Annotated in this window: 26 protein-coding genes, 1 tRNA gene, 1 pseudogene and 1 riboswitch; of the genes and pseudogenes, 14 read left to right on the forward strand and 14 right to left on the reverse strand. The window is 69.5% G+C overall.

Annotated features, from left to right (window positions below; all coding sequences use genetic code 11):
• Nucleotides 1–14: 14 nt before the first annotated feature.
• Genes E1292_RS00135 through E1292_RS00155 form a run of 5 tightly spaced genes read right to left on the reverse strand, consistent with a single transcriptional unit; the run spans nucleotide 15 to nucleotide 5,390 of the window.
• Complete coding sequence (locus E1292_RS00135; protein ID WP_132590694.1) at nucleotides 15–1,475, reverse strand: peptidoglycan D,D-transpeptidase FtsI family protein; 1,461 nt, start codon at nucleotides 1,473–1,475, stop codon at nucleotides 15–17.
• Entirely contained in the window at nucleotides 1,472–2,866 is a 1,395-nt protein-coding gene (locus E1292_RS00140) for an FtsW/RodA/SpoVE family cell cycle protein (protein ID WP_132590696.1), read from the reverse strand. Before E1292_RS00140 ends, E1292_RS00135 begins: the two co-directional genes overlap by 4 nt.
• Nucleotides 2,867–4,165 (reverse strand): Stp1/IreP family PP2C-type Ser/Thr phosphatase, encoded by a 1,299-nt coding sequence (locus tag E1292_RS00145; protein WP_132590698.1) that lies wholly within the window; start codon nucleotides 4,163–4,165, stop codon nucleotides 2,867–2,869. It lies immediately after the preceding gene.
• Complete coding sequence (locus E1292_RS00150) at nucleotides 4,162–4,632, reverse strand: FHA domain-containing protein FhaB/FipA (RefSeq protein ID WP_132590700.1); 471 nt, start codon at nucleotides 4,630–4,632, stop codon at nucleotides 4,162–4,164. The genes E1292_RS00145 and E1292_RS00150 overlap by 4 nt, the downstream gene beginning before the upstream one ends.
• A 17-nt stretch (nucleotides 4,633–4,649) precedes the next feature.
• Nucleotides 4,650–5,390, reverse strand: a complete 741-nt coding sequence (locus E1292_RS00155; protein ID WP_132328459.1) for an FHA domain-containing protein — start codon at nucleotides 5,388–5,390, stop codon at nucleotides 4,650–4,652.
• Nucleotides 5,391–5,589: 199 nt separating this feature from the next.
• On the opposite strand from E1292_RS00155, the gene E1292_RS00160 reads away from it, so the two are divergent.
• Nucleotides 5,590–5,672 (forward strand) — tRNA-Leu (locus E1292_RS00160).
• Between the two features lie 520 nt (nucleotides 5,673–6,192).
• On the opposite strand, the gene E1292_RS00165 is transcribed toward E1292_RS00160, so the two are convergent.
• The gene (locus E1292_RS00165; protein WP_132590702.1) at nucleotides 6,193–7,209 is read right to left on the reverse strand and encodes a hemolysin family protein; all 1,017 of its coding nucleotides are present in this window, start codon (nucleotides 7,207–7,209) and stop codon (nucleotides 6,193–6,195) included.
• The gene (locus E1292_RS00170; protein ID WP_132590704.1) at nucleotides 7,206–8,552 is read right to left on the reverse strand and encodes a hemolysin family protein; all 1,347 of its coding nucleotides are present in this window, start codon (nucleotides 8,550–8,552) and stop codon (nucleotides 7,206–7,208) included. Before E1292_RS00170 ends, E1292_RS00165 begins: the two co-directional genes overlap by 4 nt.
• A 292-nt stretch (nucleotides 8,553–8,844) precedes the next feature.
• On the opposite strand from E1292_RS00170, the gene E1292_RS00175 reads away from it, so the two are divergent.
• Entirely contained in the window at nucleotides 8,845–10,110 is a 1,266-nt protein-coding gene (locus tag E1292_RS00175; protein ID WP_246089804.1) for an LCP family protein, read from the forward strand.
• Nucleotides 10,111–10,121: 11 nt separating this feature from the next.
• On the opposite strand, the gene E1292_RS00180 is transcribed toward E1292_RS00175, so the two are convergent.
• On the reverse strand, nucleotides 10,122–10,781 hold the full coding sequence (locus E1292_RS00180) for a GOLPH3/VPS74 family protein (protein WP_132590706.1): 660 nt from the start codon (nucleotides 10,779–10,781) through the stop codon (nucleotides 10,122–10,124).
• A 24-nt stretch (nucleotides 10,782–10,805) separates the two neighbouring features.
• Here E1292_RS00180 and E1292_RS00185 point away from each other — a divergent pair, with 24 nt between their 5' ends.
• A complete protein-coding gene (locus E1292_RS00185) occupies nucleotides 10,806–11,411 on the forward strand; it encodes a TenA family protein (protein ID WP_132590708.1) in 606 nt (201 codons plus the stop codon).
• 46 nt (nucleotides 11,412–11,457) lie between these two features.
• Nucleotides 11,458–12,336: an Fpg/Nei family DNA glycosylase gene (locus E1292_RS00190; protein ID WP_132590710.1), complete on the forward strand. Its 879-nt coding sequence runs from the start codon at nucleotides 11,458–11,460 to the stop codon at nucleotides 12,334–12,336.
• Nucleotides 12,337–12,504: 168 nt separating this feature from the next.
• Here E1292_RS00190 and E1292_RS00195 read toward each other — a convergent pair whose 3' ends face one another.
• Nucleotides 12,505–13,929, reverse strand: coding sequence for an MFS transporter (locus E1292_RS00195; protein ID WP_132590712.1), 1,425 nt, complete (start codon nucleotides 13,927–13,929; stop codon nucleotides 12,505–12,507).
• A gap of 76 nt (nucleotides 13,930–14,005) precedes the next feature.
• Between E1292_RS00195 and E1292_RS00200 the strand changes: the two genes are divergently transcribed.
• From E1292_RS00200 to E1292_RS00210, 3 genes are all read left to right on the forward strand, one after another.
• Nucleotides 14,006–14,440: a winged helix-turn-helix transcriptional regulator gene (locus tag E1292_RS00200; RefSeq protein ID WP_132590714.1), complete on the forward strand. Its 435-nt coding sequence runs from the start codon at nucleotides 14,006–14,008 to the stop codon at nucleotides 14,438–14,440.
• Between the two features lie 203 nt (nucleotides 14,441–14,643).
• Complete coding sequence (locus tag E1292_RS00205; RefSeq protein ID WP_132590716.1) at nucleotides 14,644–14,967, forward strand: rhodanese-like domain-containing protein; 324 nt, start codon at nucleotides 14,644–14,646, stop codon at nucleotides 14,965–14,967.
• Nucleotides 14,968–15,025: 58 nt separating this feature from the next.
• Nucleotides 15,026–15,139, forward strand: a riboswitch (TPP riboswitch).
• The gene (locus tag E1292_RS00210; RefSeq protein ID WP_132590718.1) at nucleotides 15,130–16,464 is read left to right on the forward strand and encodes a purine-cytosine permease family protein; all 1,335 of its coding nucleotides are present in this window, start codon (nucleotides 15,130–15,132) and stop codon (nucleotides 16,462–16,464) included. It overlaps the preceding riboswitch by 10 nt.
• On the opposite strand, the gene E1292_RS00215 is transcribed toward E1292_RS00210, so the two are convergent.
• Nucleotides 16,427–17,002, reverse strand: a complete 576-nt coding sequence (locus tag E1292_RS00215) for a methylated-DNA--[protein]-cysteine S-methyltransferase (protein WP_132590720.1) — start codon at nucleotides 17,000–17,002, stop codon at nucleotides 16,427–16,429. The two genes, E1292_RS00210 and E1292_RS00215, sit on opposite strands and share 38 nt — an antisense overlap.
• A gap of 97 nt (nucleotides 17,003–17,099) precedes the next feature.
• On the opposite strand from E1292_RS00215, the gene E1292_RS00220 reads away from it, so the two are divergent.
• Nucleotides 17,100–18,980 (forward strand): sensor histidine kinase, encoded by a 1,881-nt coding sequence (locus E1292_RS00220; protein WP_246089806.1) that lies wholly within the window; start codon nucleotides 17,100–17,102, stop codon nucleotides 18,978–18,980.
• Nucleotides 18,981–19,099: 119 nt separating this feature from the next.
• On the forward strand, nucleotides 19,100–19,537 hold the full coding sequence (locus E1292_RS00225; protein WP_246089807.1) for an ATP-binding protein: 438 nt from the start codon (nucleotides 19,100–19,102) through the stop codon (nucleotides 19,535–19,537).
• On the opposite strand, the gene E1292_RS00230 is transcribed toward E1292_RS00225, so the two are convergent.
• The 3 genes from E1292_RS00230 to E1292_RS50735 all read right to left on the reverse strand — a co-directional run bounded on the left by E1292_RS00230 (nucleotide 19,521) and on the right by E1292_RS50735 (nucleotide 20,636).
• Complete coding sequence (locus E1292_RS00230) at nucleotides 19,521–20,162, reverse strand: YidC/Oxa1 family membrane protein insertase (protein ID WP_132590726.1); 642 nt, start codon at nucleotides 20,160–20,162, stop codon at nucleotides 19,521–19,523. The two genes, E1292_RS00225 and E1292_RS00230, sit on opposite strands and share 17 nt — an antisense overlap.
• Before the next feature lie 81 nt (nucleotides 20,163–20,243).
• Nucleotides 20,244–20,444, reverse strand: a complete 201-nt coding sequence (locus E1292_RS00235; RefSeq protein ID WP_132505839.1) for a DUF6412 domain-containing protein — start codon at nucleotides 20,442–20,444, stop codon at nucleotides 20,244–20,246.
• 18 nt (nucleotides 20,445–20,462) lie between these two features.
• Complete coding sequence (locus E1292_RS50735; protein WP_161714338.1) at nucleotides 20,463–20,636, reverse strand: hypothetical protein; 174 nt, start codon at nucleotides 20,634–20,636, stop codon at nucleotides 20,463–20,465.
• A gap of 94 nt (nucleotides 20,637–20,730) precedes the next feature.
• Between E1292_RS50735 and E1292_RS00240 the strand changes: the two genes are divergently transcribed.
• Nucleotides 20,731–21,429 carry a response regulator transcription factor gene (locus tag E1292_RS00240; RefSeq protein ID WP_132590728.1) on the forward strand — a complete coding sequence of 233 codons (699 nt, stop codon included), beginning with the start codon at nucleotides 20,731–20,733 and terminating at the stop codon, nucleotides 21,427–21,429.
• Nucleotides 21,429–22,562, forward strand: coding sequence for a sensor histidine kinase (locus tag E1292_RS00245; RefSeq protein ID WP_132590730.1), 1,134 nt, complete (start codon nucleotides 21,429–21,431; stop codon nucleotides 22,560–22,562). The genes E1292_RS00240 and E1292_RS00245 overlap by 1 nt, the downstream gene beginning before the upstream one ends.
• A gap of 12 nt (nucleotides 22,563–22,574) precedes the next feature.
• Here the strand turns inward: E1292_RS00245 and E1292_RS00250 are convergent, their stop codons facing one another.
• Entirely contained in the window at nucleotides 22,575–22,979 is a 405-nt protein-coding gene (locus E1292_RS00250) for a hypothetical protein (RefSeq protein WP_132505830.1), read from the reverse strand.
• A 189-nt stretch (nucleotides 22,980–23,168) separates the two neighbouring features.
• On the opposite strand from E1292_RS00250, the gene E1292_RS00255 reads away from it, so the two are divergent.
• The 3 genes and pseudogenes from E1292_RS00255 to mptB form a co-directional block, all read left to right on the forward strand.
• Nucleotides 23,169–23,516: an STAS domain-containing protein gene (locus E1292_RS00255; RefSeq protein ID WP_132328427.1), complete on the forward strand. Its 348-nt coding sequence runs from the start codon at nucleotides 23,169–23,171 to the stop codon at nucleotides 23,514–23,516.
• A 30-nt stretch (nucleotides 23,517–23,546) separates the two neighbouring features.
• Nucleotides 23,547–24,275 (forward strand): glycosyltransferase family 2 protein, encoded by a 729-nt coding sequence (locus E1292_RS00260; protein ID WP_132590732.1) that lies wholly within the window; start codon nucleotides 23,547–23,549, stop codon nucleotides 24,273–24,275.
• An 802-nt stretch (nucleotides 24,276–25,077) separates the two neighbouring features.
• Nucleotides 25,078–26,004: pseudogene (mptB, locus tag E1292_RS00265) on the forward strand (polyprenol phosphomannose-dependent alpha 1,6 mannosyltransferase MptB); the annotation flags it as partial.
• Nucleotides 26,005–26,163 lie beyond the last annotated feature (159 nt).

Raw genomic sequence — 26,163 nt, forward strand, 5'->3', positions numbered from 1 at the left:
CAGGTTACCGTCTCTCACTTGTTCAGCACCGCCTCCATCACGGCCTTCCCGATCGGCGCGGCGGTGCCGCCGCCCGTCGCCTCCGCGCCGACGTTGGCCGCACCGGACTCGACGATGACCGCCAGGGCCACCTTGGGGTCCTCGGCCGGCGCGAAGGAGATGAACCAGGCGTGCGGAGGCTGGTTGTCGGACGTCTCCGCGGTGCCCGTCTTGCCCGCTACTTGGACGCCCGGCACCTGCGCCCGGTTGGCGGTGCCGTTGCTGACGACGCTCACCATCATGTCGCGCAGCTTGGCCGCCGTCTCGGTGCTGACCGCCTCGGTCAGCTCGTCCTGCTCGGCCTCTTCGATCGTGTCGCCCTTGGCGTCGGTGACCTTCTTGACGAGGTACGGCTTCATCACCGTGCCCTCGTTGGCGATGCCCGCGGAAATCATGGCCATCTGCAGCGGCGTCATCTGGTTGCTGCGCTGCCCGATGGAGGCCATCGCGACGGCCGCTTCGTCCTCACGGGGGCCGAAGTCGCTCTGGGCGACGGGCATCGGGATCGCGAGCGGCTCGCCCATGCCGAACTTGGCCGACTGCTCCTGCACCTTGTCGTAGCCCAGGTCCATGCCCATCTTGCCGAACGGCGTGTTGCACGACCTCTCCAGCGCGAAGACCAGCGTGACCTGGCCGCTGCCGCAGGCGGCCCCGCCGTAGTTGGGCAGAGTGGCGGTGGTGTTGGGCAGCGTGAGCCGCTGCGGCGCCTCCACGGTGGTCTGCGGGCCCCGCGAGGAGTCGTCCTCGAGGTAGGCCGCCATCGTCACGACCTTGAACGTCGAGCCGGGCGGGTAGGTGCGGTCGATGGTGCGGTTGAGGAGCGGCTGGCCCTTCTCCTTGGCCAGCTCGTCGTAGCGCGGGAACACCTTGCTCTTGTCGGTCAGCGACAGCTCGGCGGGGTCGTAGGTCGGCAGCGAGACCATCGCGAGGATCGCGCCCGTCTTCGGCTCGAGCGCGACGACGGCGCCGCGCTTGCCGCTCTGGCGCAGCGCGTCGTAGGCGGCCTTCTGCACCCTGGGATTGATCGTGACCTCGACGTTGGCGCCCTTGGTCGGCTCGCCGGTGAACAGGTCGATGCTCCGCCTCAGCAGCAGGTCGGCGCTGGAGCCGTCGAGCAGTTTGTTCTGGGTGCCCTCGATGGCGCTCGCGCTCTCCGGCGAGAAGAAGCCGGTGACGTGCGCGTAGAGCTCGCCCTCAGGGTATTTCCTGACGAACTTGAACTGCTTGCTGTCGGTCTCGACGGACTGCGCGATCACCTTGCCGCCGGCGATGATGCGGCCACGCTCGACGGCGTAACGGTCGTAGAAGTTACGGGTGTTACGGGCGTCGGTGCTGAGGCCTTCGGCCCTCACGGCCTGCAGGTAGTTCACGTTGATCATCAGAAGCGCGAACATGGCCAGGCAGGCCACGGCCGTGCGCTTGAGCGTGCTGTTCATCGCTGGAACACCTGCGTCATTCCTTCGTTCTGGATCGCCTGGGGCGGAGGCTTACGCGCCGCATCCGACATGCGTACCAATAGCGCGATAAGGATCCAGTTAGCCAGCAGCGCCGAGCCACCCTGTGACATGAAGGGGGTCACCAGGCCGGTCAGGGGAATCAGGTTCGTCACGCCGCCCACGATGATGAACACCTGCCAGGCCAGGATGAAGGACAGGCCGCCCGCCAGGAGCTTGGAGAACGGGTCACGGGCCGCCAGCGACGTGCGCAGGCCGCGCTGCACCACCAGCGCGTAGAGCATGAGCAGCGCCATCAGGCCGGTCAGGCCCAGCTCCTCGCCCGTAGCGGCGAAGATGAAGTCGGAGAAGGCCAGCGGGATCAACTCGGGGTGACCCTGGCCGAGCCCCGTGCCGAGGATGCCGCCCGAGCCCATGGCGAACAGGCCCTGCATGAGCTGCGCGCTGCCGCCGACCCGGTCGAAGAGCTCGGGATCGCTCGGATTGAGGAAGACCTCGAAACGCTGCTGGACGTGGTCGAAGACCAGGCCGGCCAGAACGGCGCCGCCCGCGAAGAGCAGGATGCCTATGATCACCCAGGAGACGCGCTGCGTGGCGATGTAGAGCAGCGCGATGAACGTGCCGAACAGCAGCAGCGACGACCCCAGGTCCTTCTGCATGACCAGGACGCCGAGGCTGACGCCCCACGTGATGAGGACCGGACCCAGGTCACGCGCGCGCGGCAGGTCGATGAAGAGCAACCGCCGCCCGGCGAGGGCGAGCACGTCGCGCTTGGCGACCAGATAGCCGGCGAAGAAGATGACCAGCGCCAGCTTGGCGAACTCGGCAGGCTGCAACTGGCCCAGGCCGGGGATGCCGATCCAGATCCTGGCGCCGTTGATCTCCTGGCCGAGGAACGGGATCAACGGCGAGACCAGCAGGATCAGGCCCAGGGCGCCCGCCGTGTAGGTCAGGCGCTGCAGTGCGCGGTGGTCACGCAAGAAAATCAGCGTGACGCTGAACAACACGATGCCGACGAGTGTCCACATCAGCTGCGAGTTGGGCGAGGCCAGCCTGGCGGAGGGCAGATTCGAGTCGGACTCGGAGAGCCGGAAGATCATCACCAGGCCGAGCCCGTTGATCAGCGTCACCAGCGGCAGGATCAGCGGGTCGGCCCACGGCGCGAACTTCGCCAGCACCAGATAGGCGGCCAGCATCAGCCCGCCAAGGCTCAGGCCGTACGTCAGCATCCCCGACGGGATCGCGCCGTCCATCGCCAGGCCCACGTTGGCGTACGCGCCCATGACGACCAGCACCGCGAGAGCGAGCATGACCAGCTGGGCCCCGCGGCGCTTGGCCGGCATCGGGACCGGTTCGGCGGCGACTTCGCTCATCTATTGCTGCTGTTTCGTCTTGGTCGCGCTCGCGGTCGGCGTGGGCGACGTGCTGGCGGACGGGGACGTTTCGCTCTGCTGGTCCTCGGAGAACTTCAACGCGTTGATCCTCGTGATGCCTTCGTCGACGGTGGTGACGGGGAAGGTGCTCTTGATGAGCTCCTGATCCGCCTCCGACAGCTGGGAGAGCTGCCGGCCAGTGGGCCGCGAGACCTCGAAGAGCTGGAAGGGGCCCACCTCGACCTTGATCCCCTGGAACACGACCACCTCGTCGCCCCTCGCACCGACGAAGAACTGGTCTTGAGTCCACTGGTATCCAAAGTAACCGCCGGCGCCGACGGCGAGCGTGCCGATGCCGAGCACGGTGACCAGCACGGGCCACAGACGACGACGGCCCGACCGCCGGGACGCCTGCGCGACCGGCTCGTCGAAGTCGCCATCGTCCGCGATCACCGGCTGGGGTGCGGTCACCGCGCCGGGTCGCCCCGGCGGCTCCGCCTCCTGCGCGGCGCCCCGCAGGCGGTTCATGCCCGCGGCGCCCACGACGGCGGCGTCGGCCGGCACCTGCTGCCCGTCGGTGATCTCGAGCACGTCGGCCAGCACACACGTGATGTTGTCGGGCCCGCCGCCCCTGTTCGCCAGGTCGATGAGCTGGCGGACGACCTCTTCAGGATCGTCGATGTTGGTGAGCGTGGCGTGCAGCGTCTCCGCGCTCACCACGCCCGACAGGCCGTCGGAACACAGGAGGTAGCGGTCGCCCACCTGCGCCTCGCGGAGCGTGAGGTCGGGATCGACCTCACCGCTGCCGTCGAGCGCGCGCAGCAGGATCGACCGCTGCGGGTGCGTGGCCGCCTCCTCCGGCGTGATGCGCCCGTCGTCGACGAGCTGCTGGACCAGTGTGTGGTCATGGGTGATCTGGTAGAGCTCCCCGCGTCTGAGCAGGTAGGCGCGCGAGTCGCCGACGTGCACCAAGGCGACCTGGGTGCCGTGCCAGAGCATGGCCGTGAGAGTCGTGCCCATGCCTTTGAGGCTGGGATCCCGCCCCACCATCTCGTGCAGCTTGCGGTTGGCGTCGCGTACGGCTGCCTCGATGGCGTTGAGCAGGTCACCCCCCTGTTGAGCCTCTTCCAGAGAGGCCATGGCGTCGATGGCGACTGAGCTCGCCACCTCGCCGTGTGCGTGCCCGCCCATGCCGTCGGCGACGGCGAGCAGGCGGCCGCTAGCGTACGCCGAGTCCTCGTTCCCTTCGCGGAGGAGGCCGACGTCCGAGCGGGCGGCGTAGCGGAGTGCGATGGTCATTTGCGCAATTCAATGACTGTCTTGCCGACGCGGATCGGAACACCGAGCGGCACCGGGGTCGGGCGGGTGACTTTCGAGCGGTCGAGATACGTGCCGTTCGTCGAACCGAGATCTTCCACGATCCACTGACCGTCCTGAGGGAAGAGCCGGGCATGCCGGCTGGATGCGTAGTCGTCGCTGACTACCAGCGTGGCGTCGTTCGCCCGGCCAATGGTGATGGGCGTCTCCGTGAGGTTAATGGTGGTGCCTTGCAGGGGGCCACCGGTAACGACGAGCTGGCGTGGCTCACCCTTCTTGCTCTTGGGCTTGGCCACGGGTTTGGCGGGTTTCACGCCTTTGCGTGGGCCCGCGGGAGCCGTGCGTGAACCGAACAAGTCAGTCCGGATCACGCCGACTGCGGCAATGACGAAAAACCACAGCACCGCCAGGAAGGCGAGCCGGATCAGCAGCAGCGTGAGCTCGGACATGGACCGTCTGTCTACCCCTAATCGCGCCGGAACACCAGAGTCGTGCGCCCCAACGTCACTCGCGTGCCGTTCTGAAGCTCGATCCTGCGTACCGGCTGGCCATTGACAAAAGTGCCGTTCGTCGACCCGAGATCGACGAGGGCCACGAGCTGGCCCTCGACACGCAACTCCGCGTGATGACGCGAAACGCCCGGGTCGACCAGACGAAGATCGCAGTCGGTGCCCCTGCCCAGCAAGGTCACCGGAGTGGTGAGCTCGTAGGAACGGTCGCCCTGCGGGTCGTCCTGAGTGGAGACGAGCAGCCTGGGCCGCCCTTGGAACGCGTGCGGCCTCGACGGAGGCAGGTCGCTCGCCGGCTGGCGAATCTCGTCCTGCTCCACCGTGGCGCCGCGGATGACGCCCGACCTGATGCGGAACAGGCCGACAGCCAGATCGCCGGCGGTCTCGAAACGCACCCGGACCGGTCCCACGAAGGAGTAGCCCTGCTCCTTGGCGTACTCCCTGGCGAGGTTGGCCAGCTCGTGGCTGATGCTGTCGGCGTAGACCTCAAGCCGCTCGCTGTCGGTCGTGGACAGCTCAACCACGAAGTCGTTGGGCACGAGTGTGCGGCCTTGGGCGACGATCGCCGCACGCTCATCCATCTCCCGCTGAACCGCGCTGGCGACCTCGACCGGCTGAAGGTCAGATTTGAACGCCCGCGCAAAGGCTCCCTCAACCAAGCCTTCGAGCCTTCGCTCGAAGCGCTGAAGGACTCCCACCGGGTACCTCCCTTCCTCCGTGCATATGATCGCGGCCCCCAGACGCTCGCGGCGCCCGGCTTCCGCTCGTTCCACTTCACGGCGTCCCTGGCGCTCGTCAGCTGTCGCGCCCAGCTCCTCCGCTCCCGTGTCTTATGCGATCGTATCCGGGTTCAGTACCAGTGGCTGTTCCGTGCTACTGTTCTTTCCGCACCCACAAGGGCGGGTGGCGGAACGGCAGACGCGCACGGTTCAGGTCCGTGTGTCCGAAAGGACGTGAGGGTTCAAATCCCTCCTCGCCCACTCGTTGACTGGGGATCCTTGGTCGCAAGCCTTTCAGGCGTTGCTCCCGCGGGTCCCCTCGTCGTGTCTCCCGGGGGATAACCCCCGGACCCCCAGGCAGGACGCTGGCGCTCCCGGGGGATTTCCCCCGGGCCCCCGTCACAACCTCGTCGTGGCTGGTGTCCGGTCCGGCCTTTCGTGGCTGTGTCCGGTTCTGCCTTGTCTTAGCTGGTGTGCTGTGTCCGGTTCTGCCTTGTCTTGGCTGGTGTACGGTCCGGCCTTTCGTGGCTGGTGTCCCGTTCTGCCTCGTCGTGGCTGGAACCGGTGCCGCCTTGTCCTGGCTGGTGTTCGGGCCCGTCGTAGCGGTTCTCCTGGGTTCTTTTGTGCAGACCCACATTGGCGAAGCTTGTTGCGGATCGCAAGGGTCGGGGTCTTCCTTTTCAAGAATCTGTCGGTGATGGGGCCTCTCGGGACCGTACGCCCGTGTGGTTGCAAGATGCTTTCTGGTCGCTTGACCGTTGCTGTGTGTTTTAGTTCACACTCACGCTGCTTTGGTTCTGGTGTCCAGGAGTTCGCCCACCAGGTCCGTGAGGCTCACCATGCCGATGATCGCATCGTGCTGGTCCGTGACCAGCGCGAGGTGGGCTCTGGCCTCCTGGAGGGCCGTCACCGCTTCGGGGATCTGGGTGGTGCTGCGCAGCCTGGGCACCTCCCTGGCCAGCTCGCGTGCCGTCTTGCCGGGGTTGAGCAGGGCGTCCCTGGCGTGCAGGGCGCCTTCTATGACCGACTCGTTCTTCACCAGGAGGCGTAGGTGGTTGGTTGTCACCGCCGTCTGCTTGATCTCCGAGGCGTCGGCCGTGGGGGCGACCTTCGCCGCCTGGGCGATGGGGGTCATCAGGCGTTCGATGCCCTCGTCGTCGAGGCGCAGGGCGCGGGTCAGGAGGTCGTGTTCCTCCCGGTCCAGCAGGCCCATGCGGCCCGACTCGCCTACCAGCATGGCGAGCTGGCGCGGGGTTCTGGTCGTCGCCAGCTCGTCTCTCGGCTTGACGCCGAAGAGGCGGAGTATGACGTTCGTCAGGCCGTTGAGCGCCGAGAGCAGAGGGCGCATCAGCCACGTGAAGCCGCGGAACGGCAGGGTCAGCAGGAGCGCCGCGCGCTCAGGGTGGGTCAGCGCCCAGGACTTGGGGGCCATCTCGCCGATGACCATGTGCAGGAACGTCACCAGGGCCAGGGAGATGGTCAGGGAGATCGGGAGGCGCAGGCCCTCAGGGACGCCCACCATCGCGAAGACGGGCTCCAGATAGTGCTCGATCGCCGGCTCGGTCACCTGGCCCAGGCCCAGCGTGCACAGGGTGATGCCCAGCTGGGCGCCGGCCAGCATGAGGGAGAGCTGGCGGCCGCCGCGCACCGCCGACTTGGCGGTGAGCCTGACCAGGCGGTTGCCGCCCGAGGCCATCTCCTCCAGGCGGTGGCGGCGCGAGGAGACGAAGGCGAACTCGGCGGCCACGAACAGCGCGTTGAAGGCCAGCAGCGCCAGGCTCAGAAGGATCATGCTCATCGGGCGGCCTCCGCGTGTCGCACCGGAGCCAGGCGCACCCACTCGGGCACCCTGCGGTTGAGCGACATGACCGTGAGCTCCGCCAGGTGCTCCTCGACGTCCTCGGCGAACGGGTCGGTGTCGGGTTTGACCGGGACGGTCACCGTGTCGCCTTGGTTGGGCATCCTGCCCAGCCTGGCGAGCACGAGCCCGGCGAGCGTGTCGTAGTCGTCGCTCACCGGCAGCGCCACGCCGGTGGCCCGCTCGACCTCGTCGAGCCTGAGGCTGCCCGGCACCTCCCAGACGCCGCCCGGGTGTTCGAGGGCGCCGACCGGCTCCGGGTCGTTCTCGTCGACGAGCTCGCCGACCAGCTCTTCCGCCAGGTCCTCGACGGTGATCACGCCGGCCAGGCCGCCGTACTCGTCGATGACGCAGGCGACGTCGTCCTTGGCCACCCTCATTCTCTCCAGTACGGCGGGCAGCGGCACCGAGGCCGGCACCAGCAGCGCGGGGCGGGTGATCGTGGAGATCGGGCCCTCCTCCAGGCCGGAGGTGAGCAGCTCGCGCACGCCCGTCACGCCGACGACGTCGCCGTCCTCGGCGAGGACCGGGTAGCGGGAGTGCCCGCACTCGCGCATGGCGTCGAGCAGGTCGGAGATGGGCTGCGAGTCGCGCATCGCGACCACGCGGGGCCGCGGGACCATGATCTCCTCCGCGTTGCGGTCGCCGAACTCCAGCGCCCGTTCGAGCAGCTCCGACAGCTTGGGAGGCAGCTCGCCCGCCTGGGTCGACTCGGCGATGATGCGCGAGAGCTCCTCGGGCGTCACGCCGTGCTCGACCTCCTCCACGGGCTCGATGCCGACGCGCCTGAGCAGCCCGGTGGCGGCCGAGTCGAACAACCGGACCACCGGCCCCACCACCGCCAGGTAGGCCAGCGTCGAGCGGGCCAGGAACTTGGCCACCACCTCCGGCCTGGCGATGCCGAGGTTCTTCGGCGCCAGCTCGCCGAGCACCATCTGCACCACGGTCGCCACGAACACGCCCGTGGCCACGGAGACGCCGGTGATCATGCCGTCGGGAAGCCCCCAGCCGGCCAGCCACGGGCGTACGATCACGGCGATCGCGGGCTCGGCCAGGAATCCGACCAGCAGCGCGGTGACCGTGATGCCGAGCTGCGCGCCTGAGAGCATGAAGGACAGGCGGGACGTCACCTGGAGGGCCTTCTCGGCGGCGGTGTCACCGGCGGAGGCCTGCTCGCGGAGGATGCCGCGGTCGGCGGCGACGAAGGCGAACTCCTGGGCGACGAAATAGCCGGTCGCCGCCGTGAGGAGGACGAGGGACAGCAGCCCGAGATAAGCGCTCACCGCAGTGAGCCTTCAGGGGAACCCGTGCCTGAGCACGGGCAAAGACTCCACGAGTCCGGAGCGGACACGATCATCCCTTCGATAGAGGTCGTCCATAACCGTAACGATGCCGATGGCCTCTATGTTTCCTGAGCCCGCGCGTGGAAGCGTCGCCGGTTTGGCGGCGGCCTGGCTCCACCGTTACGGTCAGCTGGTTCTGTGTACTTTTCCGTGGGAAATCCTTGACCGAACGCCTTCACTGCCAGGGGGTTGGACGTAGCGTCTATGTACGAAGCGAAGGGGAGAAGGCGAAGTGTCTGAGGACGACCGTACGCGGGCCATGCGCTCGCCGGGCGACGGCCGCCCGCTGCCACCGCGGCCCAACGACGTCCCGCGCTCAGGGGGCGCCCCCGCGCACCGGTTCCCGTCGGGCGGGCCGGGCGCGCCCACCCACAAGCTTCCCGCCGCCTCCCAGATCCCCGAGCCGCCGCCGGGCCCGCCCGGGTCCGAGCCGCGCCGGTCGAGCGGGCGCGTGTACGGCAGGCAGCGCTCCGGCGGCGGGGGCGGTCCCGTCAGGCCGTTGAGGTCGAGGGGCGGGCAGGAGCCGAGGGAACCCCGCAAGAGGCCCTCGGGCAGGACGATCGCGAAGATCGTCGCGGGGCTCCTCGTCGCGCTGCTGGTCGCGGCCGTGGGCATGTTCTTCTGGATCGACTCGAGGCTGGCCGGCATCGACGACGTGCTCACCGACTACGAGGACCGTCCCGCTGACGGTCCCGGCACCAACTGGCTGCTCGTCGGCTCCGACAGCCGCAAGGGGTTGTCGAAGTCCCAGCGCAGGAAGCTGGCCACCGGGCGCGCCGTCGGGCAGCGAACGGACTCGATGATGTTGTTGCACATCCCCGACACCGACGACCGGCCGACGCTGGTCAGCCTGCCGCGCGACCTGGCCGTCACCATCTACGGCAAGCAGCGCGACAAGCTCAACGCCGCCTACAACGGCGGGCCGCAGCTGCTGGTCCGCACCATCGAGACGGTCACGGACCTGCGGATCGACAACTACATGGAGATCGGGTTCGCCGGGTTCGTCGACATCGTGGACGCGGTGGGCGGGGTCGAGATGAACGTGACGGCCGCCGTGAACGACCCCAAGGCGGGGCTCAAGCTGAAGAAGGGCAGGCAGGTGCTCAACGGCGCCCAGGCTTTGGGCTACGTGCGCACCCGCAAGGGCGGCGCGCTGCCCGACTACGAGCGCACCAAGCGGCAGCGTCAGTTCCTCGCGGCGGTGGTGAAGAAGGCGGCCAGCCCGGGGGTGCTCATCAATCCGTTCACGTCGATCCCGCTGGCGATGAGCGCCACGGACGCGGTCACGGTCGACTCCGGCACCGGCGCCTTCGACCTGCTCTCGCTGGGGCTCGCCATGGGCGACAGCCCGGTGACGACGGTGGTGCCGTTCGGCGGCAACGAGACCCTCCCCAACGGCGGCGTGGCCGTCAAGTCGGACAGGCAGAAGGCGCTGGCGCTGTTCAACGCGCTGAAGGAGGACAAGCCCGTTCCCAAGAGCGTGATCGACGCCCGCTGATCCCGTGGCCGTCAGCTGCCGCTGCCGCTGCTGGCGGCGGCAGCGGTCGCGGCACTGATGGCGGCCATCGTGGCCGCGTTGATGGCGGCGATGGCCTTGGCGACGGCGTCGGCCGTCCACGCGCCCTCGGAGATCTCCTTGATCCGCTGCTTGCTCGCTCCGGGGAAGGCCTTGCGGTCGAGGCCGGCCGCGTGCGCGATCGCGATCAGCACCGCCGTGCGGGCGTCGGGGGCGGCGCCCGCGAGCACGGCCGACACCCGCTCGCGCACGTCCGCCTCGACGCCGGGGTGCGCCTCCGGCCAGCGGGTGACGGGGAAGATGCCGAGGGCCCTGCCGCGCTCCTCGGCCAGCACGCCCGACTCCGCCAGCCTGGTCAGCAGGCGCTTGCGCAGCTTGCCCGACTGGATCCGCTGCACCCACCAGGCGGGCTTCCTGGCCTTGCCCTCGGTGGCGATGCGGGTCAGCGTGGCGTCCAGTTCCGCGTCGCCGAGCGGGCTCGGGTCGGTGACCGTCACCTTCTTGTCCGACAGGTCGAGGCGTCCGCCCACGGCCAGCTCGGCGAGGAGCGCGCCGGCGAGCGCGGAGTCGAGCTGCGTGGAGTTGATGAGCGGGGTGCCCTTGTCGTCCCGGTAGGCCAGCAGGAGGAATTCTTCGGCGATCGTCACAGTCATGTTTTCGACACTAACCTCCCTGCCATGAGCATTTCGGATAGGTTGCACGCCATCGGCCGCCCCTTGCTCCAGGCGCAGCTCGACCATCCCACGGTGACCGGGATCGGCCGCGGCGACCTGGCGGAACCGGTGTTCAGGTCGTGGCTGGAGCAGGACTACCTGTTCCTGCTGGACTATGTGCGGGTGTTCGCGCGGCTGGCCTGGCAGGCGCCCGACCCGCATCTGGGCGACCTGGTGGACCTGGCGCACGCGACTTACCACGACGAGCTGGACCTGCACAGGTCGTTGTCGGCGGAGTTCGGGGCCGACTTGGAGGGCGCGGTGAAGGGGCCGGCGTGTGCGGCGTACACGGGGTTCCTGTTGGAGTCGGCGGCGTCGTACGGGGAGGGGCTGGCGGCGCTTTATCCGTGTATGTGGGGATATTCGACCCTCGGGCAGATATTGGCGAAGAATCCGCCTACTGAGCCGAGATATCGGGCCTGGGTGGACACGTACGCCGACCCCGGATTCGCCGCGCTTGCCGTACGCATCGCCCAGATGATCGACGAGGCCGGCCCGGACCCGGTGCGGGCGGAGGCCATGTTCACCGAGGGCATGGCGCACGAGCTGGCCTTCTGGAGCGTGCCGTAGCGTCCACAGGCTGTGGACGGCGTGGCGCGGACCGTACTCTGGTGACATGCCGGAACTTCCCGAAGTGGAGTCTCTCACCCACTTCCTGCGCGAGCGGGCGGTGGGCCGCACGATTCTGGCGGTCGACGTGATCGGCTTCCAGGCGCTCAAGACGTTCGACCCGCCGGCCACGGCGCTCGGCGGGCTGAGCATCACCGGCGTGGCGAGGCACGGCAAGTTCCTCGACCTCGACTGCGACGGCCTGCACCTGATCATCCACCTGGCCAGGGCGGGATGGCTGCGCTGGCGCGACGACCTGTCGGGCGCCAAGCCCGTCCGTCCCGGCAAGGGGCCGCTCGCGGTGCGGGTCCGGCTCGCGCCCGACGACGAGGGCGCGGCGCCCGGCTTCGAGCTGACGGAGGCGGGCACCCAGAAGCGGCTCGCCGTCTATGTCACGAGAGATCCGGGCGAGGTCCCCGGCATCGCCGCGCTCGGCCCCGACCCCCTCGACCCGTCCTTCACGGTCGCCGCGCTCAAGCGCATCGTGGGCGGCAACCGCATGCAGATCAAAGGGCTGCTGCGCGACCAGAAGGTCATCGCGGGCATCGGCAACGCCTATTCCGACGAGGTGCTGCACGCGGCCAGGATGTCGCCGTTCAAGATCGCCGCGACGCTCACGGACACGCAGATCGCCGACCTGCACGAGGCCATCGTCACCACGCTCGGCGAAGCGGTCGAGCGGGCGCACGGGCTGGCCGCGAAGGACCTCAAGGCGGAGAAGAAGTCGGGGCTGCGGGTGCACAACCGCGCGGGACAGCCGTGCGACGTCTGCGGCGACACGATCCGCGAGGTGTCGTTCGCCGACTCGGCCCTGCAGTACTGCCCCACGTGCCAGACCGGCGGCAAGCCCCTCGCCGACCGCCGGCTGTCTCGTCTGTTGAAATAGCCCATCTGTTACGGCTGAAATAGCCCATCTGTCACGGCACAGCCGGCGTCACCGCACGCGCCGACGCCGCCCGCCGTCTGTCATGGCCGGTCGTGAAGGCTCACGGGCTGGGCGCCGTGACGAGCGTGTTCTTGACCGGGTTCCGGGGTCGCGGGGACCCCGCGGCGTTCAGCTGCCCGGCGACCCGGCGCACACAGGAACGCCGGGTTCCCGGTGGGGCCGCCTGGCGAGCAGGGCCGTCGCCGCGACGGCGCTCGCCAGGAGCGCGGCAACCAGCGGGACCGCCAGTGCCGTGCGCAGCGCGGTCATCCCGGCCTCCTGCGCGGTCGCGGTGCCGAGCGCGGCCACGTTGACCGCCGTGACCATCGACACGCCCAGTGCGGCGCCGAACTGGAACGACGAGTTGATCAGCCCGCCGGCCAGTCCCTGCTCGCGGGCCGAGATCCCGTCCGTGGCCGTGATCATGAGCGGGCCGTAGGCGAAGGCGAACATCAGGGCGATCAGCACCATCGACGGCAACATCGCGGCGTAGGTCCAGTCCAGCCCGGCGCCCAGGAAGAGCACGTAGGCCAGCAGGCCCGACAGCAGGCCGCCGAGGATGACCTTGGCGTTGCCGTACCGGTTGACCAGCCACGGTGTGAGCGTCGGGGCGATCACCACGTCGGCGGCGGCCGCCAGCAGGGCGAGCCCGGTCTGCATGGGTGACCAGCCGCGCAGCTCCTGCAGGTAGAGCGTGACCAGGAACTGGAAGCCGAAGAACGAGGCCGTGAGCAGGACGGCCATCACGTTGGCCCGGACCAGCGCTGCCGACCTGAAGATGCCGAGGCGGACCAGGGGGTGCGGGGAGCGGCGCTCGATGGCCACGAACGCCGCCAGCAACCCCAGGGCCGCGGCGAAGACCGCGAGCGTCAGCGGCAGGCCCTCGGACGGGCGCTCAAGGCGTACCACTCCATAGACCAGCAGCATCATCGCGCCCGTCACGCTCGCCGCGCCCGCCACGTCGAAACCGCCGGCCGGGCGCTCGTCCGCGGGCGCCTCCTTGATCAGCAGGATCGCGGCGAGCAGGACCACCAGAGACATCAGGACCGGCGCGAAGAAGACCCAGCGCCAGCCGAACGTGGTGAGCACCCCGCCGAACACCAGGCCGAGCGCGAAGCCGGCAGCGCCGGTGCTCCCGTAGATGATCAGGGCGCGGTTGCGGTCCCGGCCCTCGGGAAAGCCGGTGGTGATCAGCGACAGCCCCGCGGGCGTCATGAAGCCGGCGGCCACGCCGGTGACGAACCTCGCCAGCAGCAGCACCCAGCCGTCGTTCGCCACCCCGCCGAGCCCGGAGAAGACCAGGAACACGCCCAGCCAGAGCAGGAACATGCGCCGCCGGCCCAGCAGGTCGGCCGCCCGGCCGCCGAGCAGCATGAAGCCGCCGTAGCCCAGCACGTAGGCGCTCACCACGCCGCTGAGCATGCTCGTGGACACCCCGAGATCGGCCCGGATGGCGGGCAGGGCGACGTTCAACATGGCGACGTCGATGCCCTCGAGAAAGATGGCCCCGCAAAGAACGATCAGTACGCCCCACGTACGAGCAGGGACAGGCATGACAACCCCCCGGTTACGGAAAAGCATGTTGGTTCCTTGTTGTAACCGTCCACATCATTGGCCATCATGAGTTCTCATGGAAGAAGGCACTTTCGAGTCACTCGGTTACTCCGCAGGCACCGTGGACGACGACTACGACGTGCGCCAGTGGGACACCCGTCAGGACTGCGAGGTGCGCCAGATCCTCGATCGCATCGCCGACAAGTGGTCGCTCCTCGTCATCGCCCTGCTCGACTGCAAAAGCCTGCGGTTCACCCAGCTCCGCCGGGAGATCGACGGCGTCAGCCAGCGCATGTTGAGCGTCACCCTGCGCCAGCTCGAACGCGACGGCCTGGTCAGCCGCACGGTCCACCCCGTCGTCCCGCCTCGGGTCGACTACGCGCTCACGCCGCTCGGCCGCACGCTGCACCAAACCATCAAGTCCCTGGTCACCTGGACCGAAGCGCACCAGGAGGAGATCGCCCGCGCACGCGCCGCGTACGACGCGCGTACCGATGGCCTCACTTCGTGAGGCGGGCTCGGTCGCCTGGTGCCGTCGCCTTCCCCCGTCGCTCCTACGTCGCTCCTCCTCCAGGCGACGGCACTCCCTCGCTGTGTTGATGGCCTCACTTCGTGAGGCGGGCTCGGTCGCCTGGTGCCGTCGCCTTCCCCCGTCGCTCCTACGTCGCTCCTCCTCCAGGCGACGGCACTCCCTCGCCGGGAGATGATGGAGTCATGACCGTTCCTGAGATCGAGCCGGGCGCCATCCCGGCAGACGCCTACCTCCTCGACGTCCGTGAGCAGGACGAATGGCGGGCGGGGCACGCCCGTGAGGCTGTGCACATCCCGATGACCCAGATCCAGGGCCGGGTCGACGAGGTGCCCGGCGACCGGACGATCTACGTCGTCTGCCGGGTGGGCGGCCGGTCGCTGCAGGTGGCGGCCTGGCTCAACCAACTCGGGCGCGACGCGGTCAATGTCGGGGGCGGCATGCAGTCGTGGGAGTCCGCCGGGCGTCCGCTGGTCAGCGAGACCGGGGAACGGCCCTTCGTGGCCTGAGTTGATCGCCCCACTATGGCGGTTTTGCCGCCTTTGGGGCATCATGGGGGCGCCAACTATAGATCGTCGCGGGAGCTCGGGGTGCCGGGCTGAGAGGGCAGTTACAGAGCCGCTGCCGACCGCCTGAACCTGTCCGGGTAATGCCGGCGTAGGGAGTGTGCGATGTCGCACGTCGCCGACGAAGTTCCGCTGACCCTCGACGGGCAGCCCCCCAAGACCCTGGGCGTGCTCGATCAGGGCGCGCTCTGGGCCAACCTCGGTGTCAGCCTCCTCGGCTTCTCGGGGGCGCTGCTGCTGCTCAACCCGACCGGCGACGCGCCGCTGAGCCTGGCCGCCGCACTGGTGGCGACGGTGGTCGGCAGCCTGATCGGCACGGCCATGGTGGGCCTGTCCGCCGTCCCCGGCACCCGCACGGGCCAGCCCGCGATGGTGCTGCTGCGCGGCCTGTTCGGGGCCAGAATCTCCTACGCGCCCACGGTGCTGAACATCGTGCAGATGCTCGGGTGGGGCGCTTTCGAGCTGTGGGTGATCGCCAAGGCCGCCACCGCGATCTTCGACGGGGTGGCGTACCCCGTGTGGGTGGTCCTGGCGGGCGTGCTGACCACCGCGCTCGCGATCTGGCCGCTCGGCGCGATCCGGCTGCTGCGGCGGTACGTCACCGTCGGCGTGATCGTGTCGATGATCTGGTTCACCTGGTTCTTCCTGTCCGAGACGCCCGCGCCCGCCGGCGGGTCGTGGACCGGGTTCGCCCCGGCCGTCGACTACGTGATCGCGTTGTCGGTGTCCTGGGTGCCGCTGGCCGCCGACTTCGCCCGGCACTCCCGCTCCGGGCGTGCGGCGTTCACCGGGATCGTCGGCGGCTACACGGTGGCCCAGGTGGCCTGCCTCGGGCTCGGCGTCTACGCCGTGGCCATCGTCGGCGCCGCCGCCGTGAACGCCGACAACACGGCCGTGTTCACCCCGTTCGTGGCCGCGCCGCTCGGAGCGCTGTTCTTCGGCATCCTGGTGCTGCGCGAGACCGACCAGTCGTTCGCGAACGTCTACTCCACCACCATGTCGCTGCAGAACCTGATGCCGCGCGTCGACCGGCGGGTCATCTCCACCGCCATCGGCGTGTTCACGGTGGTCATCGCCCTGGTCGTCGACGTCACCTCGTACGGCGCGTTCCTGGGCGTGATCGGGGCGGTGTTCGTGCCGATGTTCGCGGTGCTGGCCGTCGACTATTTCGGGTTCGGCCGCTCCGACCGCTGGAACACCGGCGAGGACGCACCCTCGCGCTGGTCGATGCTGGTGCCGTGGGCGCTCGGCTTCGCCGCCTACTGGCTGACCACCTCGACGCCCACCATCGCCGCGTGGGACGGGTTCTGGGCGTCGGCCCGCGACGCCATCGGCTTCACCAGGCAACCGTGGATGAACGGCGCGCTCGGCGCGGCGGTGGTGGCGGCCCTCGTGACCGCGCTCATCGGCGTGCTGCGGAGGCGCGCTGTTCGACGTTGAGCAGGTGCTGCTTGGCGCTCGCGCCACCCGCGTAGTCGCCGAGCGCGCCGTCCTCGCGCACCACCCGGTGGCAGGGCACGATCACGCAGACGGGGTTGGAGGCCAGCGCGTTGCCGATCGCGCGCAGCGCGCGCGGCCTGCCGATGCTCTGGCCGATCTCCTCCAGCGTCGTGGTCGTGCCGTAGGGGACCGCCATGGTCTTCTGCAGCACCGACCGGGCGAACGTGGTCGCCAGCGCCCAGTCGACCGGCGTGGCGAACGCGCGGAGCCGGCCGGAGAAATAGGCGTCCAGCTCCCTGCGCACCGGGTCGAGCCGGCGCGCGTCGGGCCCGATGAACGTGCCCACATGCCTGGTGACCAGCTCGAAGACGTCGTTTTCCGCCTCGAAGCTGCAGGCCGCGATGCCCTTGCCCGTCACGGCCAGCACCAGCCTGCCCACGGCGCCGTCGTAGGTGCCGAACGCGATGTCGGGCGGGGTCTCGCCGCGGTAGGTGCTGGAGGTCACCCGCAACAGGGCATCGAGATCACCGCTCGCCATTCGCCCTCACCCTCCACACCCACCGAGAATCGCCGTGACCGCAGCGTATCGGACGGATCGCCCGACGCACCTACCAAGCCACGTGCACTATGGAGGTGTGGGGGACGAATGGGCCGGTAGTGACGACGAGATCGCCCGCGCGGTGCTCGCCGGTTCGCCCAATGCCGTCGTGGCGCTCGACCGTGACCAGAGCGTGCTGGTCTGGAACGAGGCCGCCGAGCGGCTGTTCGGGTGGACGGCCGAGGACATGCTCGGGCGGCGGGCGCCGATCGTGCCCGGCGAGCTGACCGCCGAGCTCAACGCCGTGCTGGAGCGCGTACGCACGGGCGAGTCGGTGTCGCTGCGCACCAAACGCCTGCGCAAGGACGGCGTCCTCCTCGACCTCCGGGTCGACATCAGCGCCCTGCGCCTGGGCAACGCCGTGGCCGGATACGTCTGCGTGCACCATCCGGCGCGGGCCGACGAGCTGGCCAGGCACCGCATGGCGCGCAGGGAACGCCTTGTGCGCAGGCTGACGGACGTCGTCGGCGACATCAACTCCGAGCTGGAGCTGTCGGCCGTGCTCGACCGGATCTCGGCCAGCCTCACGGAGCTCACCGGTGCGGACGCGGGCGGGTTCGTGCTGATCGAGGGCGACCGGCTGCGGCTGGTCAGCACGTACCAGCTGCCCGAGGCGATCAGGGGAACCACCACCGACCTGCGTACGAGCCTCGTGGACAAGCTGTTACGCACCGGCAAGACCGTCATGCTGGAGACGAACGGGCTCGAAGAGCTGGTGTGGGCGCGGCTGGACGGCCTGCACACGATCACCCTGGGCCTGGCCGCCGTCGGCGGGCGCCCGTACGGAGCCCTCTACGCGCTTTTCGCCCGGCGCGTCCCCGGCCATCTCGAACTGGAACTGCTGGAGCTGCTCGCCGGCCATGCGGGCATCGCCGTGGGCAACGCGGTCGCCTACCAGGAGGCGGTGCGGCAGCGGGCCCATGAGCGGGCCGTCTTCGACGCCAGCGCCGACGGCATCGCCGTGCTCGACGGGGCGGGCCGCGTGGTCCGCTGGAACCCGGCCGCCGCCGCCCTGACCGCGTTCTCGGCTGACGACGTCATCGGCGGGCCTCCGCCGTTCCCGCTGCCCAAGCCGGGGGAGAAGGTCACGTTCCAGTTGGAGACGGGCCGCTGGCTGGACGTGGTGAGCGCGCAGATCGAGGAGACCGGCGAGGTGGTCATCGACTTCCGCGACGTGACCGCGGCCAAGGAGCTCGAGGAGGCCAAGGACCTGTTCCTGGCCACGACCAGCCATGAGCTGCGCACGCCGATCACGATCGTGCGGGGTTTCGCCAGCACGCTGGACTCGCGCTGGGACAAGCTGAGCGATCCCGAGCGCCGCTCGGCCGTGCACACGATCGCCGAGCGGTCCAGGTCGCTCGGGCAGCTCATGGACCACCTGCTGCTGGGCTCCAGGGCGGGGGCGGACGAGCTCAAGGTCCGGATCGAGGAGTTCGACCTGGCCGAGCGGATCCAGGCGGCCACGCTCGGGCTGCCCGTGCTGTCGGACAAGCACCGGGTCGAGGTGACGCTCCCCGACGAGCTTCCCAACGTGCTGGGCGACGCGCTGGCCACGGACATCGTTCTGGGACAGCTGCTGGAGAACGCCTTCAAGTACTCGCCCAAGGGCGGTTTGATCGCCGTGGAGGCCTGGCCCGAGGCCGGCAACGTCGTCGTGGTCGTCGACGATGAGGGCGTCGGAATCGCCCCGCCTGACCGGGAGCGGATCTTTGAGCGCTTCGTCCAGGTGGACAGCGGCGACCGGAGAAGGTTTGGTGGAGTAGGGCTCGGGCTCTACATCGTCCGCAGCCTCGCGAGGGCACAAGGGGGTGACGTGAGCGCCCATCCGAGACCGGGAGGTGGCACGCGCATGAGGCTCGTTCTGCCCTATCGGATCCGACACACCGATGCGGTAACGAGGCGGTCACAGTTGCGCTGATCTATCGTCCAATGTGTACAAGCTGTGATCGAGATGCGGTTTCTGGGGTCGGCTAACGGGGCATTTCGGTCGTACCGGGGAGTGTTCCCGTGGGGGGCACAGGGAACGGGGAGGTGGGTGTGTCAAGCGTGGTGCTGCTGCCGTACGCGCCGTCCAGCGTCGCCGTCGCCCGCCAGCGTCTGAGCACTGACCTGCAGGACAGTGGGGTTTTCTCCGCGGCGATCGACGACGCCGTGCTCGTGGTGAGCGAACTGCTGAGCAACGCGTTGCGGCACGCGCATCCGCTTCCTTCGGGCATGGTGCGGGTCGCCTGGCTGCGCAACGAGGACCACATCGAGGTGGCGGTGAGCGACGGAGGAGCGGCGACGGAGCCACGCGCCGGCCGCCCTACCCTGTCCTCGCTCGGGGGCCGGGGGCTCGGCATCGTCGAATATGTGGCGGAAAGCTGGGGCGTCCGGCACGAGGGCGAGACCACGACCGTGTGGGCCATCCTGCCCGCTCCCCACAGCAACGGCTCGGTGAACGGGCAGGTGGCGACGCTCAGAGAGGCCGGCTAGCGAGCACGGCCCGCTCGCTCACGGCCCACGCCGTGGAGACGAGCAGATAGATCCCGGCCGCCAGCGGCAACACGAGCACGGCGAGCACGGAACCGTACGGCAGCAGCGGCATGATCTTCTTCATCAGCTCCGGCTGCTCTTCGGTGATCTTGATCTGCCTGGCGGAGAGCCATGCGACCGCTGCGACCAGTGCGATGACCAAGAAGAAGACCAAAACCGGGGTGCTGACCAGACCGTAATTAGCGATCACGCCCGCCACCTGCTGCCCCAGCGGAGCCCCGAACAGGTCATGCCCGACCAGCGCGGTCGGATGTGTGGCCACCCGGTACATCAGCCACATGAACGGAAGTTGCGCCAGCATCGGCATGATCCCGGCGAACGGCGAGCTGCCCTCCTTGGCGTAGAGGGCGGAGACCTCCTTGGCCAGCCGCTCGGGATTGCGCTGGTAGCGCTTCTGCAGCGCGCGCAGTCTGGGCGCCAGCCTCTCCTTGATCTTGGTGGTGCGGGCCTGGCGCACGTTGAGCGGCAGCAGCAGAAGCCGTACGGCCAGCGTGAAGAGCACGATGCCGAGCGCGGCATGCCCCCCGGACACGGTGATGACGAACGTGACAAGAGAATCGATCATGAGCCCTGTTTCTTCGCGAGGGAGGAAGGGCTCATCCGGCCTACGCCTGAGGAGCCCCGCTTGGCAGGAAGCGGGGCATGCCTAGGGCGCGCGTGGACGCGGGCGTCCGGCCGCGTCGGGGTCGCGCAGGCGCTGGAACGCCGTGCGCCGCGCGTAGGTCAGCGGGAAGCGCCGCGGCTCGCCGCCGAAGGCGGGCAGCAACGTGGCCGCCCAGGTGACCAGCAGCAGGACCGCCACCAGGGTGATCCCCGCCAGCCACGGGTCGAACAGGAGTTGCGTCACCGGCTCAGTGCCACCGGCTCAGTGCGACCGCGAGGACTTGCCCATCACCGTGACCACGACGAAGACGAGCAGAGCGACCACGCCGATGATCAAGGCGACCTTGAGCAGCCCCAGCACCATCGGCAGGAGGAAGTTGAACAACACGAAGAGACCCAGCAAGGTCCCGAGAACGAGCATCACGACTCTACCCATGAGGCCACCGTACGTCCTCATGGCATGATCCGCGACGCTTACGAAGTAATGACGTCCTTGCCGCCTTCGTGAAGCCGGGCCGTACCGTGAAGTGGTGAACACCCGCATCCTGGTCGTGGACGACGATCCGACCGTCTCCGAGGTCGTTGCCCGCTACCTGGAGCGCGACGGGCACGAGGTCGAATGCGTGGGCGACGGTGTCGAGGCGCTGCGCAGGGCGCTGGCCCACCCGCCGGATCTGATGGTGCTCGACCTGATGCTGCCGAAGCTCGACGGGCTGCAGGTGTGCAGGAAGCTCAGGGAACGCTGGCCCGTACCAGTGATCATGCTGACCGCCCTCGGCGAGGAGATCGACCGGGTGGTCGGGCTCGAGACCGGGGCCGACGACTACGTGACCAAGCCCTTCAGCCCGCGCGAGCTGGCGCTGCGCGTCCAGTCGGTGCTGCGCCGCGCCCGCGGCGCCTCCGTCACGGGCGGCACCGGCGTGCTCCGTGACGGGAACCTGGTGGTGGACGTGGGCGCCCACGAGGTGCACCTGGGGGGCGCGGAGGTGATGCTGACGGCGCGGGAGTTCGACCTGCTGGCCCACCTCATGCGCAACCCCCGCCAGGCGTTCAGCCGGTCCGCGCTGCTCAACCAGGTGTGGGGATGGTCGTTCGGCGACTCGTCCACCGTGACCGTGCACGTCCGGCGGTTGCGCGAGAAGATCGAGCCCGACCCCACCAGGCCGCGCAGGATCGTGACGGTGTGGGGGGTCGGCTACCGGTACGAACCCGTGGAAGACGGCTCCTGATGCCTCTGACGACCGCCCTGACCCAGCCGGCGGTGGCCGTCGGCGACCTGGCCATGGTCGTCGCCGTGACCGCCGGGCTCGGGCTGCTGATCGCGTTCGCGGGCGTCGCGGTGATGTGGCGGCTGCGCACCCGTTCGATCGGCGTGATGCTGGCCGTGGTCGTGGTCGTCGCCGTGGCGGCCACGCTGGCGGGCGTCGTGGCGATCATCATGAAGATGATCATCGCGGGGGCGGTCAAGGACTTCGTGCTGAGCGTGGTGACCGTGGGCGGGCTCGTGGGGCTCGGGGTCGCGTTCGTGCTGGCCAAGCGGGTGGTCGGGGAGAGCAGGCGGCTGGTGGCCGCCGTACTCCACCCGCCGTTCGTGGCGCCCAAGGGGCTGCCGGCCGAGCTCCAGACGATCGCCAACACCCTGGAGGAGGCGTACGCGCGCGAGCGGGCACTCGAAGGGGCGCGCCGGGAGCTGGTGGCCTGGGTGAGCCACGACCTCCGTACGCCGCTGGCCGGGATGCGGGCCATGGCCGAGGCGCTGGAGGACGGCGTGGTCTCCGACCCCGGGACGGTCGCGCGCTACCACGGGCAGATCAAGCAGGAGGTGGAGCGGCTCTCCGCGATGGTGGACGACCTGTTCGAGCTGTCACGCATCCACGCAGGCGCCCTGCGGCTGTCGCGGGCCAGGATCGGGCTGGCCGACCTCGTCGCCGACACCCTGGCAGGGGTCGAGCCGCTGGCCCGCGCCAAGGGCGTGGTGCTCACGGCCGAGGCGGCGGCCGCCGTGCCCGTGGAGGCCGACGCGGGGGCGCTGGGGCGGGCCCTGGGCAACCTGGTGGTCAACGCCATCCGGCACACGCCGTCTGACCAGGCCGTGGTGCTGCGGGCCCGCGTGGACGACACGGGCATGGCATGTCTGTCGGTGACCGACTGCTGCGGGGGGATCCCCGAGGAGGATCTGCCCCGGGTGTTCGAGGTGGCTTTTAGAGGGGAGGCCGCACGCACTCCTACGGCCGACGGTGGGGCAGGGCTCGGGCTGGCCATCGCGCAGGGGATCGTGGAGGCGCACGACGGGAAGATCGAGGTGGTCAACGACGGGCCGGGGTGCCGGTTCGAGATCCGGCTTCCCCTGGTCGCCGGCTGATGCCTCGGGTGCTCAGGCGCTTTCCGGAAGGTCGACGTCGGATCGGGGCAGGCCGAACGACTCCGACATTGCCCGAAATGTCGGGCAGGGCCAGCGCCACATGCAGCTCCTGCACCGCAGGATCGGATGGGCCGTGTCACTCGTGATGCCGCCCGCGTCCCTCGGCTGGTGGAGGTCGAGCAGCCTGAGCCCGAGCTCGGAGAACCTGAGCAGGTCGGCACGCGCGCCGGCGAGGAAGTCGAGGTCCTCGACCGCGAGCCGGGTGCGGATGGGGACATAGCCTTCGTGGTTCACCAGACCGCGGAGGCGTCCTGCTTCGTCATCCCATGAGGTGGCCTTCTCTGTGCGGATGAGGATGGTCTCCAGCCGTTCGCGGAGCCCCTGACGCTGAGGATCTTCAGGATTGTCTGCGTTCATCGATCCGAGGGCCCGCCAGACGTGCCCCAGCCCCTCCTTCGCCATGACGCGGTTGCCAGTTCCGATGTCACGCTGTCAAGCTTCGCGTACTCTCCGTTTCCATGGAGCCCAAACGGAGGACAAAAACCTGTGGTTGCCCTATCGGCGTGACAACGTGACCGGAAGCCTCCGCGCCGCTAGCCTGCCCATGTGGAGCTCAAGGTCTCGACTCGATCACAGGCCGGGTGCGCGCTCGTCGCCATCACCGGAGAAATCGACCTGTACACGGCGCCCCACCTGCAGTCCGAGTTCACTCGGCTCCTGCAGGAAGGGCCAAGCCGGGTGGTCATCGACATGTCCGCCGTGGATTTCTGCGACTCCACGGGGATGAACGTGCTGCTCTCGGCACTCAAGCGCATGAAAGAGCAGGGCGGGGCGCTCGACGTGGCCGCGCCGCGTCCCGCCGTACGCAAGATCCTGCAGGTCACGGGGCTCGACTCGGTGTTCACCGTGTACGACGAGGTGCCGCAGGAGTTTCTCATAGCCGAGGGATCATGACGGAAGCCGCGCGTGCGGAGGTGACGCCCGATGGGCGGTGACACGGCGGCCGTCATCCCGGCCGCCAACGAGGCGGACCGCATCGCGGCCACCGTCAGGGCTGCGGCCGCGCTGCCCGGCGTCGACCTCGTCGTGGTCGTCGACGACGGCTCGTCCGACCAGACCGGCCGGGTCGCCCGCGCTGCCGGCGCCCGGGTGGTGCGCCACAGCCGCAACAAGGGCAAGGCCGCCGCGATGGAGACGGGCGCGGAGTCCGTACGCCTCCTCGACGAGGACGCCGCTCCCCGCCATCTCCTCTTCCTCGACGCCGACCTGGGCGACACGGCCCAGGCCGCCGCCCCGCTCATCGAGCCCGTACGCGCGGGCGAGGCCGACATGACCATCGCCGTGTTCACCACCCGGGTGCGGCTCGGCGGCCACGGCTTAGTCGTCCGCCTCTCGAAAGAGGGCATCCGCCGGGCCACCGGCTTCGAGCCCGCCCAGCCGCTCAACGGCCAGCGCTGCCTCACCAGGGCCGCTTTCGAGGCGGCCAGGCCGCTGGCGCACGGGTTCGGCGTGGAGACGGCGCTGACGATCGACCTGTTGCGCAAGGGGTTCCGGGTCACCGAGGTCGAGGTCGACATGGCACACCGCGCCACCGGCACCGACTGGCGGGCGCAGCTCCACCGGGCCGTGCAGCTGCGCGATGTGGCGCGCGCGCTGGCCACGCGGGAGCCGCTTGTCACGCAAAATCTGGACAAACTTCGCTTCAAACGCTGACCATCTTCCGTGCGCCAAACGTTCCAGGCTTGCGCGCGTGAGGACGTCCGGCTGTGGGGCGTGAGGACGTCCGGCTGTGGGGCGTGAGGACGTCCGGCTGTGGGGCGTGAGGACGTCTGGTTCTGGGGCGCGAGAGCGCCTGGTTCTGGGACGTGACAGCGTCGGCTCTGGGACGTGAAAGCGCCTGGTTCTGGCGTGAGGACGTCCGGCTATGGGCGTGAGACGTCCGTTCTTGCGGCGAGGACGGTTGGCTCCCGCGCGCGAGGAGTCCAGGCACCCTGAGCGGTGTCCCGGCCCTCGCCGCTCTGTTCCATCACCGGGGCCCTGCCTCCCCGGCCTGACCGTTCACAAGAACCGCCTTCGACGGACCATTGAGGCACTGCAGTCGCCCGTGCGGTCGTCCACAGGGGACTGCCTTCGCTCGTGCGGTGGTTCACTGAGGGACCGCCTCTGGCCGTCCGAGCCGTCCGGGCCGTCCGGGACCGCCTCTGGCCGTCCGGGGCCGTCCGGGCCGTCCACAGGGGATCTCGTTCCCGGGACTGGTTGTCCACAGGCGAGCGCCCGTCCGTCCGGAGCCCCCTTGCGAGTGTGCTGGAATCTTCCGGTGACTTCGCAATCGTGGCGCGACAAGGCACGAGGTCGGCTCGGGTGGGCGGCCACGGCGGCGATCGGCGCCTCGATCCTGCTGACGCTCACCATCGGCCTGCTCGGTCCTTCGCCGATGGTCCCCGCGTTGACCGGCCCTGCCTGGCAACCGCCCTACTCCTTCGATGTCCGGCCCGATCCCCATCTCACGATCGCCATGGCCGCCGCCGCGCTCGTCCTCGGCGGCCTCGGTCTCCTGCTCGCCCTGTCCCTCACCCGCAGTCCCAGGGTCCACCCTGGTCTCGCGCGTTCGGCGGTCATGATCGGCTGCCTGGCGGCGGGCGCGCTCGCGTTCCTGCCTCCCTCGGGTTCCGGTGACCACCTCAACTACGCCGTCTACGGCCGCATGGTGACGCTGGGCGTCGACCCCTATGCTCACGGCGCGGTGGATCTTCCCGGCGACCCCATCGCTGGTGCGGTCGAGGAGCCGTGGCGGGAGGAGCCGAGCGTTTACGGCCCGGTCGCGACGGCTCTGCAGGCGGCGGCGAGCTGGGTGGGCGGCGACTCGCTCCGGCTGACGATCTTCGTGCTGGCCCTGTTCAACGCCGCCGCGTTCATCGTGACGGGCCTGCTCGTCGACCGATTCGCCAGTGACGACCCGGCAAGACGCCTGCGCGCCGCGTTGTTGTGGACGGCCAACCCGCTCCTGCTCTACCAGCTGGTGGCGGGCATGCACGTCGACACCCTCGCCATCGCCTGCATGGTCGCCGCCCTGCTGTCCAGGGCTCGCCCCGCAGGTTCTGGTGTCCTGCTCGGCCTCGGCGTGGCGATCAAAATCAACGCCGGTCTCGTCGCCCTGGGCCCGGCCTGGGAGTTGCGACGGCGCCCTGCCCGTCTGGCGCTCATGGCCGGGTGCGCCCTCGCGGTGGTGGTCGCCGGTTACGCGATCGTTGGCACGGCGGCGATCGAGCCGATGACCCGCACCAGCAAGGCGATCTCGCACGTCTCGGTCTGGAAACTCGTCCAGGGCTGGCTGCAGTCCGTCGTGGGCACCGGCAGCGCCTACCGAGGAGAGATCCAGGTGGGCTCCCTCCTGGTGCTCGCACTCGTCGCCTGGTTCCTGTTCCGCCTCGCATCCGGCGCGGCGCCCGATTCCGGCGCGACACGGGCAGCGGGTTCCGGCGCGGCCGGTTCTGGTGTGGTGTCGAAATCTGGTTCTGGTGCGGTCCCGGGTTCTGGTGTGGTGTCGGGATCTGGGGAGTCGTCTGGAGCTGGTTCCGGCGCGGACGTTGGTCGGGCTGGG

The sequence above is a fragment of the Nonomuraea deserti genome (assembly GCF_004348685.1).
In the GTDB taxonomy this organism is placed as follows: Bacteria; Actinomycetota; Actinomycetes; order Streptosporangiales; family Streptosporangiaceae; genus Nonomuraea; species Nonomuraea deserti.